We start from the raw sequence: 13,702 nt of genomic DNA, 5'->3' as shown, positions 1-13,702 counted from the left end.
TCTGAGCCGACTGAGGGCCTCAGTCGGTTACAGGGTTGGATGGAGTTAGAGCGGGACGACTGAAAGGCTCAGTTGGCTGCAGGTGCTTGGCTGCGGTGAGGGACGGCCGACGGAGAGCACCGGATGGTGGGTGGTACCATGCGGTGGCAAGCACCTTTCCGACTCATTTGCGATGCGCGGTCGAACAGGCGGGAATTCGAAAGCATGTGACGAGTCACACGTCCCGCCATTGTTTTGCGACGCATTTGTTATGGTCCGGGACGGACATTCGTCAGATCCAACAGTTGCTGGGGCACAGTGACGTGAAGACGACGGAGATCTACACGCACGTGCGGAATCCGAACGAGGCGAAGGTGGTCAGTCCTTTGGATCGGTTGGTGCGGGACGAGGAGGTGGCTGGGGGTTGCGCTCGAGCCGACTGAGGGCCTCAGTCGGCTACAGGGTTGGATGGAGTTGGAGCGGGGCGACTGAAGGGCTCAGTCGGCTGCAGGTGGTTGGGCGAAGTCGGAGCGGGGCGATAGTGGGGGTGTGTCGGCTACGGGTGGTTGTAATGGCTTTTGATGATCGAGTCGGATGAGTCCTTGGGCAGTTGAATTGCTTGGCCAGCGGGTTGTGAGGTTGTGGGGAGCCTTGCTTACGCGGCGGGTTGTGATTGAAGGAGATCTCAGGCTGGAAGCCGATCGGGCCGTTGATTTGGTCGCCTATCGAATGACAACCATTTTCCGATGGGCGTCAGCCCCGGTTGGCGTCTGATTAACCGTCGCTAACGCGGCAAGGCACGTCAAATCAACAGCACGCTAAGCCACAGCGTGTGGGTGCGTTGTTTGATCTCAGGCTGGAAGCCTAAGCCACAGGGGAGCTCGTGGTGTGATGGCTGGGGAAGCATCGGAGGTGAGCGAACTGCTTTTGAGGGTGCCGTGATGAGCCGGTCGCTGTTTGGTCCGTTTGCGTCGTTGGAACCGGTGCGAACGCACTTCGGTGAATAATCCTCGGCCACGTGAATGATTTGCTTTGAACAGCGGGCTTGCGTGGTTTCATTTGCACGCTGGGTGCTTCACAATGGCGTTTCCCGCCCCGCCCCTTCCGTCCATTTTTGTGGAGACCGTTTGATGTCCCTGCCCCATCTTCTGGCATCGCTTTCGTTGGCCCGTTTGAGCGCCGTGGTTGTTTGTTTGGGAATTCCGGTTGGCTCGACCGCAACGGTTGGTGCGGCGGAATCGGTTTCCGTCGATTCAAAGAACGCTGACGTGATTTGGCCGCAGTGGCGTGGTGGATCGCAACAGGGCGTTGCACCCGAAGGCGACTATCCAGTGGAGTGGTCAGAGGAAAAAGCGACTCGGTGCAAGATTCCAGGCAGCGGTGCGAGTACTCCCGTGATCGTGGGAAACCGCGCGTTCTTGACCAGCGGGATTGATGGTCAGAATCATCTGTTGGGCGTGGACATCGATTCGATGGAGATCGCTTTTCAGACGCCGCTGGGCGATGACCGCGGCAACAAGCACCGCAAAGGCAGCGGAAGCAACCCGTCCGCTGTGACGAATGGCAAGAACGTGGTGGCTTATTTCCGCAGCGGTGATTTGGCGTGTTGTGATCTTGACGGAAAACCACTCTGGCACACCAATTTGCAAGAACAGTTTGGTGAGGACACGCTTTGGTGGGATTTGGGATCTTCCCCGATGATCGTTGATAATTTGGTGGTCGTTGCGGTGATGCAAACCGGTCCCAGTTACATCGTCGCCATTAACATTGAATCGGGCGAAGTGGTTTGGAAAGACGACCGGATGGTTCCGGCACCCGAAGAAGCGGCACAAAGTTATTCGACGCCTCTCGCGACAGAAGTCGATGGCAAGAAAGTCGTCGCCGTGTTGGGGGCTGATCACTTGACGTTGACCGATGCCAAAACCGGCAAGCGGTTGGGAACGCTCGGTGGTTTTAATCCGGGGCAAGAGAAGTTCTTTCGTTCGATTGCGTCGCCGGTGATCACGGGCAACGTCATCGTTTGTCCTTACTCTCGGGGCGCGACATTGACTGGGGTGGACATGGCCAAGCTGATTGAGGCGGGAAGTGACAAGAACGCAGCCGATGATGCCATTTTGTGGATGCGTGACGATGTTGGGTCGGATGTGCCGACGCCTGCCGCTCGCGACGGCATCGTGTATTTGATCTCCGATGGCAAGCAGTCCAAAGGGAAGTTGTCGGCTCTGTCGGCACAGACCGGTGAAACGCTTTGGGACACTTCTTTGGAACGGACGCGATCGAGTTACAGCAGTTCGCCGCTGCTCATCGGTGATCGTCTCTACGTCACTGATGAGTCGGGAACGACTTCGGTGTTGGAGAACATCGGTGGTGAGTCGGAGCCAAAGTTGATCCACACCAACCAAGTCGACGATGACGAGCAATTCACCGTTGCCAGCCCGGTACCGTTTTCCGGTGGGTTGTTGCTGCGGACGAAAAGCCATCTCTACAAGTTGACTCGTTGATCGATCTGGCGAGCGTCATTGGGGCAGCGGCATTCGGCCGTTGTCGGTCGGATCGTCGAACGAAGTGATTTGGGTGGACGTAGGTAACCGAACGTTCAGCGAGCTTGAACGATTGCGGCTGAAGTGTCTGGAAACAGATTGTGTATCAGAACGTTCTGTTGGCACCGTTTGGGGTGGTTGACGGTCGGCGAATGTGACATAGCAGCCGGTCGTGGCTGCCAATGTGGCGCGGCGTCCCAGGCCGGTTCAATGACAACTTTTGGAATAACTGTCGCAGGCGGTCGGAATCGCCCGGCAAAAATCGGTTGGTTAGGCGACCCAGGCGGTTTGAGGGCTAGACTTCAGTTTCGCGAATTGGTTTGGAACAGCGGCATTCGCTGGTTTTTGCGAAAATTGGCCCGTGTTGGACGGAATGCGACAGGCAGAGCGGCCGACTCGAGTCATCCGGTTAGGCAACGATCCGCCATCGCGGTACACTCCTTGCACTGGCGAGACGCAACTCGCCATCGCCAGTGCCAACGAACAGTGACTATTGAGGATAAAACGGTATGAAAAAGGATTCCGAATCGAACTCTTCGGACAAATCCAACAAGGAAGAGCTCTCGACGGGACGCCGTGGTGGCAATCCGATGATCATCGCTTTGGTGATCACCGTGCTGGCCGCGATGCTGTTTTTCAATCAGCCCGAGCCATCCTCTTTGATTTCGGCGAGCTTTTTCCGAAGTCAGCTTGAAAAGAACAACATCGAGTCGGTGGAAATCGGCGACATCGAGGTTTCGGGAACGTTCAAGACTCGTCCGCAGATGCCGGCCAGTGAATCGGCTGACGGCGACGAGAAACCGAAGGAATTGCTGAAGCGTTTTCGGTTCACGCGGCCCGCGGGAGCGGATTACGCCGTGCAATTGTCCGAAGACCTCGAGAAGCGGAACATCAAGGATTGGAAATTCTCGCCGCCGGACAACACCGCTGCGATCTTGAATTTGTTGATCCTGGTTGGTTTGCCGCTGGCGATTTTCTTCTTCATCTTCATGATGATTCGCCGCACGCGAAACGACATGATGGGCGGCGGATTTTTGTCGGGGTTCAGCAAGAGTCCGGCGAAACGATTTGAAGCGACCGACAAAGTCATCACGTTTAACGATGTTGCTGGTTTGGAAGGCGTCAAAGCTGACCTGCAGGAGATCGTTGATTTCCTGAAGACGCCGGAGAAGTTTCAGAAGCTTGGCGGGCAAGTTCCCAAAGGCGTTTTGCTGAATGGTCCTCCGGGAACGGGGAAAACGTTGCTGGCTCGCGCCGTTGCGGGTGAGGCGGACGTGCCTTTCTTCAGCGTCAACGGTAGTGAATTCATCCAGATGTTTGTTGGTGTTGGTGCCAGCCGCGTGCGTGATTTGTTCAAGACGGCAAAAGAGCAGTCACCATCGATCATCTTCATTGACGAAATCGATGCGGTCGGTCGTCAGCGTGGGGCTGGTTTGGGCGGTGGACACGATGAACGTGAACAAACGTTGAATCAGATCCTCGGCGAGATGGACGGTTTCGGTGGTGCTCAAGCGGTCATCGTGATCGCGGCGACGAACCGGCCCGACGTGCTGGATCCGGCACTGCTTCGTCCGGGACGTTTTGACCGTCATGTGACAGTCGGTCGTCCGACGATGAAGGGCCGCGAAGAGATCTTCAAGGTTCACGTTCGCGACGTGCCGCTGGGTGACGACGTTGATTTGCATCGTTTGGCAGCGGGCACCGTTGGACTGACGGGTGCCGACATTCGCAACATGGTCAATGAGGCGGCTCTTTGGGCGGCACGTGGCGACAAGAAAATCGTCGAGATGAGCGACTTCGACTACGCTCGCGACAAGATTTTGATGGGTGCGAAGCGTGAAGAGGTTTTGCTGGAAAGCGAGAAGGAAAAGACGGCTTATCACGAAGCCGGGCACACGTTGACGGCTTGGCACTTGGAAGGTTCGCACATCGTTCACAAGGTTACGATCATTCCACGCGGACGTGCGTTGGGTGTGACTCAGTACGTGCCGAATGAGGACCGATTGAGCATGAGCAAGCGAGAGCTTGAGCATCAATTGATCGTGTTGCTCGGTGGCCGTGCGGCGGAGAAGATCATCTACACGGAGACTTGTGTGGGTGCGGAAAATGACTTGGAACGAGCGACCAGTATCGCGCGGCGAATGGTCACGCACTGGGGCATGAGCCCGAAGATTGGTCCGGTCAGTTACAAGACGAGCGACGAAGATCCGTTTTTGGGTCGCGAGATTCATCAACAACGTCAGTTCAGCGAACACACGCAAGAATTGATCGATGAAGAGGTGGCGCGAATCTTGATGGAAGCGGATCAGAAGGCTGAGCAACTGTTGCGAGAACATCGCGGTCAGTTGGAGACGATCACGCGTGAGTTGCTGGATCGTGAAGAGCTGAACGAGGCTGAATTGACGGAACTGATTGGTCCTTCGATTCACAAACGTTTGGGCGACGAAGAGGGCAAGGTCGAACAGATCATGGCCCCCGAAGGAGCCGCCGAGCGGTCTTCGAACGCTTCCGCACGACGCGAAGACTGACCCTTGGCAAAGAAGCGAAGCGGAAACCTCCGAGCAAATTTTCGTAAGAAGCACCAGGGCCGAGTGCGGCGTGGTGATTTGACTCGTGATTTTTGCGAAGGTGATTCTCAAGACGACGCTGTTCAATCCGAACGGCTGAGCGGTAAAGGCGAGCTGACCCGAAAACGCACGATTCAAGGTGCGGATTCGACGCCGGAGTCAGCCGCGGGAATGCATGTGCAGTTGTCGGTCGATGAAGACAACTTGTTGCAAGGCCGCGTGCTGAGTGTTCACGGGTTGCAAAGCAAGGTGCTGGGCGACAACGGCGTTTTGTATGCGTGTGCGGTTCGTCAGGTTTTGAAATCGCTGAGCACCAGTCAACGCAATGTGATCGTTGCCGGGGATCGGGTTTGGTTTCGGTCGGAGTCTCGCGATGGCGTGTCGCTGAAGTCGGAAGCCGACGGGATGATCGAGCGGGTTGAACCGCGGACGGGAATGATCAGCCGGACAAGCCGTGGTCGTCAGCATGTGTTGGTTTCGAACATTGACGCGATGTTGATCATCGCCAGTGCGGAACAACCGGGCATCAAGCCGGCGTTGATTGACCGAATGATCCTGACGGCTCACCAATGCCAGATCGAACCGATCGTGATCATTAACAAGGTCGATTTGATCGATTTGGTTGATCTGCAGCCTTTGATCGGTGTCTATTCGTCGCTCGGCTATCGCGTCTTGCCAACGTCGGCGGAGACAGGCCAGAACGTCGACTACCTGCGGGCTTTGTTGAAAAACCGGCAAACCGCTTTGGCTGGTCAGAGCGGCGTTGGCAAAAGCAGTCTGTTGAACGCCGTTCAGCCGGGTTTGGGATTGGCGATCGGTGCGGTCAGCAGTGACAACGACAAGGGAAAACACACCACCACGGCGTCTCAATTGATTCCGTTGGCCGATGGTGGGGCGGTCTTTGACACACCGGGAATCCGGCAATTTCAGTTGTGGGACATCAGTGCGAGCGAGGTGGCTGGCCTGATGCCTGATCTGAGGCCCTACGTGAGCGGCTGTCGCTATCCGGACTGCTTGCACCTCGCCGAAGATGATTGTGCGGTGAAGAACGCAGTGGCCGACGCACGAATCGACGCGCGGCGTTACGACGCGTACTGTCATTTGCTAGAAGAAGAACTCATGTAATTGTGGCGCAAAATTCGTCAGGTTTTGGGCTCCAAGGGAAGGTTCGGGCATGACAGCGGTTTGAAATCTGCGAAACTGCTGTGGTGATTCAAGTTCATTTTCGATTGCAACTCGTGATTTCAGCAGGAAGTCTGAGGATCGCGGTCGATTCGCTGAGGACGAGGTTGAAATGTTAGAGTTGGATTCCGAGTCACATTCGAATCAAGCGTCGGAGACGGGACCCCAGGCGGGCACGACCGCTCGGGAGGGTGTTCGCGATCGAAATGGGAAGATGAGCAGCGGAACCACCAAGAAATCGCGTGGGGCGAAACCCAAGCCGCACGAAAGCAAGCTTTACGACAATCTCGTTCCGGCCTATCAGGCTCTTTGGCCGGCGGTGGCTCGTCGCCGGATTCAGCACAATCTGAATTCGCTGAACATCGCGGCGGGCACGAAGGTCTTGGAGGTTGGGGTTGGCACCGGGTTGTCGTTGGACGCTTACCCGAAGCACGCGGATGTCACCGGGGTGGATTTGTCTGAGTCCATGTTGGCGGAAGCGGAGGAGTTGATCGAGCAACGCGGATGGGAGCATGTTTCCGTCCAGCCGATGAACGCCGAGGAGTTGACGTTCGAGGACGCGAGCTTTGATTTGGTGACATCGTTTCACACGATCAGCGTTGTTTCGCATCCCGAACGAATGATGCGAGAACTTGTGCGTGTGTGTCGCCCGGGTGGTAAAATCTTGGTCATCAATCATTTCCGAAGCCCCAACCCACTGATTGCTCGCGTTGTTGATTCGGCGGGCAGCTTGACCCGTCACTTGGGATGGCGGACGGATTTGAATGTCGATGAATTGCTCAACGAATTGCCGATCCAGGTTATGCGATGCCAAAAGTCCAACCCGCTGTCTCTGTTCCGAGTCTTGATCGCCGAACGCAAAGCTTAGGGGCCGTCACACAGCGGCGTGCGTTTTTGAAAACCACCGCCGCGGCGACGCTGGCGACCCTCGCCGGACATTCTGCATCGTCCATCGCGCAGGCTCGCGGGCCGATTGAGCGTTCTGGTCCGCCGCGATTTAGAATTGGCATCGCGGGTTATTCTCTCCGCCCTTACTTTCGCTATATGAAGGGCAAGGAACAAACGTTTCGGCCGATTCCGGACGACGTTTCGTTCACCGACCGAGACGTGTCCGGCGGTTTGACTCAAACTGATTTCTTGGACTACTGCGTTTCGATGGGCGTCGAAGCGGCCGAGTTGACCGGTTACTTCATGACGCCGGGGCCGGATGGTTTTCCCACGGAAGCGTCATTGCTCGAACTTCGTCGGCAAGCCTTCACGCGTGGTGTTGTTATCAGCGGAACCGCGATCGGTAATAACTTCACGGTCGGTTTGGGTGAACGCTATGAGCAAGAGGTTCGCGATGCGATCCGTTGGATCGATTTGGCGGCGACTCTGGGTGCACCGCACATTCGTTTCTTCGCCGGTACAGCAGCTCAGCTTGCCAAGTCACCCACACGGATGGATGAAGCCGTTGCGGCGGTGAATCGATGTGCGGAACACGCGGCGAAGAAGGGTGTCTTTCTGGGCGTGGAGAACCACGGGCGTCTGACGGCGACGCAGATGCTGGAGATTATGGATCGGGTCGATTCGCCATGGGTGGGCATCAATCTCGATACCGGCAATTTTGAGTCAGACGATCCGTATGGCGACTTGGAAGCGTGTGCTCCTTATGCGGTCAACGTGCAAGTCAAACCGGTGACGAAGTCGCCTTCGGGCAAGAAGACTCCGGCGGACTACGGACGCATCGCGAAAATTCTTCGTGACTCGGGTTATCAGGGCTACGTGGTGTTGGAATACGAAGACGCTGATGTGTTGGAGGCTCTTCCGGGGCACTTGGATGAGCTGCGCGGGGCGCTTGGGGTTTGAGGGGAAGTTGGTTGGGTCTCGGTGGGCGAGCATCGCGTTGCAAGTTGGGTCTCGGTGGGGGACCACCGAGCTACAGTTGGACGACGAGCTAAAGGTTGGATGACTGTGATCCCTCCTCGCTATGCGAGGAGGAATCTGTAGCTTGCTGGGGCCCCCAGCGAGCCGAGCGCAAATCCACGGTGTGGGACCACCGTGCTACGGATTGACAGGTTTAGGGGACTGGTTTGCGGACGGCGTCGACCAGGGCGTTTCGGATGGTTTCTTGTCGGTCTGAATCCGTGATGGGACTACCGTCCAAGTTGGTGACGTAGAACACGTCGGCAATCTGATCGAGGTGCGTGTCGATCTTTGCGAATTGAATCACGACGTCGAGCTGCGACAACGTCCCGGAGATGTCTGACAGCAGGCTGGGGCGGTCGTAGGTGAACATCGAAAGAATGGTTTGATGGTCAAAGGTGTCGTTGTCAAAGAGCACCTTTGTCGGCAGCAACAGCACGCTGGACGGTTCCTTTGAACCCTGTGTCTGCCAGACTCTTCGTGGGGTCGGCATGACTGAATCGGGATCGTCGAGAGCTTTGGTCACAACGCGACAAACCTCTTCGATCCGCGATTCGGGTTGGCGTTGTTTCAGTTCCGGATCGTTGACCCAGAATTGATCCCACAGCAGGTCTTCGCCGACCGTTTCGACGTTGGCTCGCATAATCGAAAGGCCACATGCGCTGAACGCCGCGGTGATGCGAGCGAACACGCCGACCCGACGTTCGCCCTGACGAAGCACGATCGTGTATCGGACGGCGGAGGCGGCCGGGTCGACCGCACCGGCGCAGTAGCATCCTGGGTTGTCGGTCAACCATTCGCCGACTTGATGCATCTCGTGAATCAAGTCGTCAGTCGAGTGTTGACGCAGCAATGACAAAGGCATGTCTTTGGCAAATTCGATCAAAGACGGATCGAGCGTTTTCTCGGCGAGCGATTCTTTGACTTGTTCGATCTTGGAATCCAAGTCGGCTTCGTTTTCGCCGGGCAGGTTTCCAGTTTCGAAGTAGCGACGGGCGCGAAGATACAAGTCTTCGATGAGCCCCATCTTCCAATCGTTCAGCACATCAGGGCCGACGGCTTGCAGGTCAGCGACCGTGTGGATGAGCAGCAATTCCAACCGGGAAATCGAGCCGACTTCTGCGGCAAATTTGTGGACCACCTCGGGGTCGTTCAAGTCATGACGAAATGCGACTTCGTTTACAAGCAAGTGCTTGTGAATTAGCCACTGCAGCGTGTCTTTGTCATCCGCACTGAGGTGGAAGAGATCGGCGACGTCGCCCGCGATTCGGCGGCCCACTTCGCTGTGATCTTCCTCGTAGCCTTTGCCAAGATCGTGAATCAGCAACGCGAGGTGCAGCAGGGCTTTGTCTTTGAGACGCCGGTAACGACGGCCCATGGAATTTTCAGCGTCGATGAAATCCGTTGCCGCTTCGACCGCTCGGATGCAGTGAGCGTCGACGGTGTATTTGTGATACGCGTTGAATTGCAGCAAACCGCGACAACGCCCCATCGCGGGGATCAGTTGGTCGAGGATGCGAAGTTCGTGCAATCGACGAAGCAGCGAAGCGAGTCGTCCGGGATCTTTCAACAATTCCATGAACGCATCGACGGCGGGTTGATCCGGCGGAGTCGCTTCACGGTCCTGCATCGATTTGCGAATCGCTTGCCAAGTCGGGTGAGCGATCCGGCGCGAATGATGGTTCGCCAATTGAATCAATCGAAGAACGTCCGGCAGGCTTTGTGCGAACCGTTCGAGTGTATGGGATTTGACCCAGATGTGAGTCGGTCCCATGCGAATGTCTTCGTCGATCCGTCGCGACATGACCGATTCCACTGCGCCGGCGGCACGCGAACGGATGCGGGTGTCGTCGTGGAAGTAGGCGGCGACGTAGCGAACACCGCGAGTGTGTTCGAAGTAGTCCTGCATGAAATCTTCGACCGGCAGCACACCCGAGCGACCTTGGTATCCCCAGTCTTCGGCGATGTCTAATTGGGTTGGCCGATCCAAAACGTCTTGGGCTCGTTTGGTGCGGAAGTGCAGTTCATGACGAAGTCGCAGCATGAACGCGTGGGCTCGTCGCAACGTTCCGTAGTCTTCGTCCGACAAGGCGTTTAATTTGTTCAGTTGTTCCAAACTAGTTGAACCGTGGGTTGCAAACCCGAGCCAACGAACCAGTTGGATGTCTCGCAGGCCACCGCGAGAGCGTTTGACGTTGGGACGCAACAGGTAGTTGGTCTCGCCCCACTTTTGCCGTTCTTCTCGGCGAGCCATCAGCGATTGATGATTCAGATAATTTCGACGGCGACGGGCACCGGCGCGAAAGCGATCGAAGTAGCGGTCATAGGTTTGTTCGTTGCCGAAGCACAAACGCGACTCAGTCAGCGACGTGTAAATTTTGGCGTCAGCCCACGCCAGCGTGCAACATTCGCGGGGTGTCCGAACGGAGAAGCCGCAATCAATGCCGGCATCGGTGATGTCGCGAACAAATGTGCTGGCGACTTGAGCCGCAGCGGCTGCACTTCGCCGAGTGGTCAGCAACATCAAATCGGCGTCGCTGTATGGCGAAAGATCACGACGGCCATAGCCGCCGTGGGCAACCAAGCTCAGTTGAGAAAGTTGCGAAGCTTTGACACTCGAGGAGGCACGCTCGAGCGAATCCTGCCAAATTTTCTCGATGACATCGTCATAGAGATCTGTCAGCGCGGTTGCCGTCTGAACACTGGGCAAACCGGCTCGAAATCGAGACTCGATACGACCGCGTCCATCATTCAGTCGGTCACGACATTGCCGTGCCAACGAAGGAAGTGAACCAGAGGACGCCATCAGGGAAGCTTATAGCGCTTCTTCGCCACGCTCACCGGTGCGGATGCGAACCGAATCTTCGAGGTTGGTGACGAAGATCTTACCGTCGCCAATTTGTCCGGTTTGGGCAGTTTGCAGAATCGTGTCGATCACCGTTTGCAGGTTGTCACTGGTGCAAACGACTTCGATTTTGACCTTGGGGACGAAATCGATGGCGTATTCGGTACCGCGGTAGATTTCGGTGTGGCCTTTTTGGCGACCGAACCCGCGAACTTCGCTGACGGTCATTCCGTGAATCCCCTGCTCGGTCAACGCATTCTTGACGTCTTCGAGTTTGAAGTGACGAACAATGGCTTCGACTTTTTTCACAGGAGCGGCTCCGACAAACATGCGAACAGAGAATTTCAGATCATTGTACACTCGCCACGTCATTGAACCAGACGGGCAAGGAGAAGACGAGCAATCTCAGGGTTTTTCCCAGATTTGATCCGGAACATTCAGAATTTGGTTCACCAATCGGGACACAACGAACAACCAGTCACTCAATCGATTCAGGTAGATAATCACGGAGTCGCTGATCGGAGTTTCCGTTTGAACGGCGTCGGCCAGCGAAATGACCCGCCGTTCCGCACGTCGGCAAACCGCTCGCGAAAGGTGCACATGGGACGCCAAAACCGAGCCTCCCGGAAGAATGAATTGCTTTAGTGGCGGCAACTGCTGCTCAGCGTCGTCGATCCAATCTTCGATCCGTTGAATGTGAGGTTGGCCGATGACGCGTAGATCGAATTGGTCCGGATGCGGCGATGCGAGTTCGGCGCCGATCGAAAAGAGTTCGTGTTGAACTTGGGCGATTCGGGCGTCCAGTTCGCTCAATCCGTAGTTTGCTTGCGATGTTTGGCCCGCGGGTTCTTTCAGAGCCGAGCGAACTTGGCCAAGCGTCGCGTTCAGCTCATCCACCGTTCCGTACGCTTCGATGCGAGTGTCGTCCTTCGCCACACGTGGTCCACCAAACAAACCTGTGGTCCCGGAGTCGCCCGTGCGAGTGTAGATTTTCATGATTCGTTGCGTGATGGTTGCGTGGCAGTGATGGGATGAAGGTCAGGATGATCGTTGGTCGTTGACCGGAGCCGTTGAACGTTGTTCGGGGTTGAACGCTTTTCGGACTGGTTTGGCGATCGGACTGATTGAACGAATGGATAAGGCGAGGTTTGGATGCCGTGGAGCTGCTTCCGCGACCCGAACCGGTTTTGCATTGGAGCAAGATGGCAAGTGGGAAGAAAGAACCGGCACCGCCAATGGTGTGTGCGGCTGGTGTGTTGTTGTTGACTCGTGAACCGTCGCCGCGTTTTCTGTTGATGCGGCATCCCGACCGATGGGACCTGCCAAAGGGACATTGCGATGAAGGCGAGGATTTTCTGACGGCGGCCAAACGTGAATTGGCTGAAGAGACCGGGATCGACGCCGAAGAGTGCGAATTTGATCCGGATTTTCAGTTTGATCTGCACTACCCGGTCACCTATCGCAAGCAACCAGGCAAAACGTTTCAAAAGCACGTCCGGTATTTTTTGGCGTTCTTGCCGCAAGTCGTTAAAATTGAATTGACCGAGCACGAGATGTCGCGATGGTGGCCCTGGTCACCTCCGCATCAGATTCAGTCACAAACGATCGACCCGTTGCTGGCCGCGGTCGCCGATCACTTGGCCGCGAAACAGTCTGGCTGATACCAGCGACAAAGATACCGTTCATCGAAATTCTCTATTCGTCGAGACCCCATGCGATCGCGCTGCTTTCATCGTTTGCCAACCATCCTGGTTGCTTTTGGAATCTTGGCATGTTTGGGATCCGATGCCGTCGCTCAGGAACAGCGGGCTCGTCCGCCAAAGTTTGACGCCGACGAAGTTTCTCGAGTTTTCTTTGCCGATCCGGCTGCCGCGTTTCGAGGCGAGCGACCGTCGCTAGCCAATCTTCGAGACGCGGGTGCTGAAAAGGTGATGGCACAAGCGGAAGCCGCCGCCGAAGAGAGTTCGGGTGGCGGGGCGAAGTGGGGCAACATCGTTTCGCCTCTTTCGTTGGAAGACGAGATCAAGCGAATCAAGCTGCGATACGATTCGGTCATCACGACTCCGGGGGCGTTCAACGGCGGCGGCTATCAAGACGCTCGATTGAATTTGACCGTGCTGGCGACGTTGTTTGCTGTCGTTTCGGATCACAAAGAGGATGTGCGTTGGAAGTCGGATGCTCACACGGCCCGCGACGTGATGGCCCGAACCGCTCGCAACAGCGCGGCGGGATCGACTCAGGTCTACAACGAAGCGAAACTTCGCAAAGCGGATTTGCAAGATTTGGTCAGCGGAGCCGGCATCACGGCAACGCAGAAATCAGAGAAACTGAACGAGTGGCACATGATCGCGGACCGTTCGCCGTTGATGGAATACGCGGAACAGTTACTCGATACCTTGGGCGACCACACTCGGGACGCCACCACCACGCAAGACAACCTGGACGCGGTCAAACGCGAAGCGGAGTTGCTGGCCATGTTGGGCGAAGTGTTGGTGCAAGAAGGAATGGATGACTACGACGACCCGGACTACGCCGAACTGAGCCGAGCGATGACGAAAAGCAGCAGCGGCGTGGTCAGTGCAATCGAACGTCAAGATTGGGACGGGGTGCGTGCGTCGGTCGGTGATGTGTCGCAAAGCTGTGCGGCTTGCCACGAGCAGTATCGATAGTCGCAGGCATTGGCC

At 56.3% G+C, this 13,702-nt stretch carries 11 protein-coding genes; 8 read left to right on the top strand and 3 right to left on the bottom strand.

The genetic code is table 11. The features are described 5' to 3' along the window. Positions 1–95: 95 nt before the first annotated feature. From B2R17_RS28150 to B2R17_RS28125, 6 genes are all read left to right on the top strand, one after another. Positions 96–422 carry a tyrosine-type recombinase/integrase gene (locus tag B2R17_RS28150; RefSeq protein WP_349677013.1) on the top strand — a complete coding sequence of 109 codons (327 nt, stop codon included), beginning with the start codon at positions 96–98 and terminating at the stop codon, positions 420–422. Between the two features lie 687 nt (positions 423–1,109). Beyond that, positions 1,110–2,480, top strand: coding sequence for a PQQ-binding-like beta-propeller repeat protein (locus B2R17_RS28145; RefSeq protein WP_286766627.1), 1,371 nt, complete (start codon positions 1,110–1,112; stop codon positions 2,478–2,480). 548 nt (positions 2,481–3,028) lie between these two features. Next, complete coding sequence (ftsH, locus tag B2R17_RS28140) at positions 3,029–5,047, top strand: ATP-dependent zinc metalloprotease FtsH (protein ID WP_008655981.1); 2,019 nt, start codon at positions 3,029–3,031, stop codon at positions 5,045–5,047. A 3-nt stretch (positions 5,048–5,050) separates the two neighbouring features. Further along, on the top strand, positions 5,051–6,211 hold the full coding sequence (rsgA, locus tag B2R17_RS28135; RefSeq protein WP_286766626.1) for a ribosome small subunit-dependent GTPase A: 1,161 nt from the start codon (positions 5,051–5,053) through the stop codon (positions 6,209–6,211). 169 nt (positions 6,212–6,380) lie between these two features. Then, positions 6,381–7,136 carry a class I SAM-dependent methyltransferase gene (locus B2R17_RS28130; RefSeq protein ID WP_286766625.1) on the top strand — a complete coding sequence of 252 codons (756 nt, stop codon included), beginning with the start codon at positions 6,381–6,383 and terminating at the stop codon, positions 7,134–7,136. A 26-nt stretch (positions 7,137–7,162) separates the two neighbouring features. Beyond that, positions 7,163–8,116 carry a sugar phosphate isomerase/epimerase family protein gene (locus B2R17_RS28125; RefSeq protein WP_286766628.1) on the top strand — a complete coding sequence of 318 codons (954 nt, stop codon included), beginning with the start codon at positions 7,163–7,165 and terminating at the stop codon, positions 8,114–8,116. Positions 8,117–8,327: 211 nt separating this feature from the next. On the opposite strand, the gene glnD is transcribed toward B2R17_RS28125, so the two are convergent. The 3 genes from glnD to B2R17_RS28110 form a co-directional block, all read right to left on the bottom strand. Then, positions 8,328–10,979: a [protein-PII] uridylyltransferase gene (gene glnD, locus B2R17_RS28120; RefSeq protein WP_286766624.1), complete on the bottom strand. Its 2,652-nt coding sequence runs from the start codon at positions 10,977–10,979 to the stop codon at positions 8,328–8,330. A 9-nt stretch (positions 10,980–10,988) separates the two neighbouring features. Beyond that, positions 10,989–11,327, bottom strand: a complete 339-nt coding sequence (locus B2R17_RS28115; RefSeq protein WP_008684605.1) for a P-II family nitrogen regulator — start codon at positions 11,325–11,327, stop codon at positions 10,989–10,991. Between the two features lie 96 nt (positions 11,328–11,423). Beyond that, positions 11,424–12,014 (bottom strand): cob(I)yrinic acid a,c-diamide adenosyltransferase, encoded by a 591-nt coding sequence (locus B2R17_RS28110; RefSeq protein WP_286766623.1) that lies wholly within the window; start codon positions 12,012–12,014, stop codon positions 11,424–11,426. Between the two features lie 206 nt (positions 12,015–12,220). Here B2R17_RS28110 and B2R17_RS28105 point away from each other — a divergent pair, with 206 nt between their 5' ends. Both B2R17_RS28105 and B2R17_RS28100 read left to right on the top strand, forming a co-directional pair. Continuing rightward, entirely contained in the window at positions 12,221–12,679 is a 459-nt protein-coding gene (locus tag B2R17_RS28105) for a bis(5'-nucleosyl)-tetraphosphatase (protein WP_286766622.1), read from the top strand. A gap of 51 nt (positions 12,680–12,730) precedes the next feature. Continuing rightward, the gene (locus B2R17_RS28100) at positions 12,731–13,687 is read left to right on the top strand and encodes a cytochrome c (RefSeq protein WP_286766621.1); all 957 of its coding nucleotides are present in this window, start codon (positions 12,731–12,733) and stop codon (positions 13,685–13,687) included. The last annotated feature ends 15 nt before the right edge of the window (positions 13,688–13,702 follow it).

This window comes from Rhodopirellula sp. UBA1907, from assembly GCF_002337565.1.
Lineage (GTDB): Bacteria > Planctomycetota > Planctomycetia > Pirellulales > Pirellulaceae > Rhodopirellula > Rhodopirellula europaea.
Note: the sequence above shows the minus strand (reverse complement) of the source record. Positions and strands in the feature narration are given on the sequence as shown.

What these genes read in the sequence shown, in the direction of transcription:
- B2R17_RS28145 (WP_286766627.1), top strand. Translation starts at nt 1,110, where the DNA reads ATGTCCCTGCCCCATCTTCTGGCATCGCTTTCGTTGGCCCGTTTGAGC.
- B2R17_RS28100 (WP_286766621.1), top strand. Translation starts at nt 12,731, where the DNA reads ATGCGATCGCGCTGCTTTCATCGTTTGCCAACCATCCTGGTTGCTTTT.
- B2R17_RS28130 (WP_286766625.1), top strand. Translation starts at nt 6,381, where the DNA reads ATGTTAGAGTTGGATTCCGAGTCACATTCGAATCAAGCGTCGGAGACG.
- B2R17_RS28105 (WP_286766622.1), top strand. Translation starts at nt 12,221, where the DNA reads ATGGCAAGTGGGAAGAAAGAACCGGCACCGCCAATGGTGTGTGCGGCT.
- ftsH (WP_008655981.1), top strand. Translation starts at nt 3,029, where the DNA reads ATGAAAAAGGATTCCGAATCGAACTCTTCGGACAAATCCAACAAGGAA.
- B2R17_RS28110 (WP_286766623.1), bottom strand. Translation starts at nt 12,014, where the DNA reads ATGAAAATCTACACTCGCACGGGCGACTCCGGGACCACAGGTTTGTTT.
- glnD (WP_286766624.1), bottom strand. Translation starts at nt 10,979, where the DNA reads ATGGCGTCCTCTGGTTCACTTCCTTCGTTGGCACGGCAATGTCGTGAC.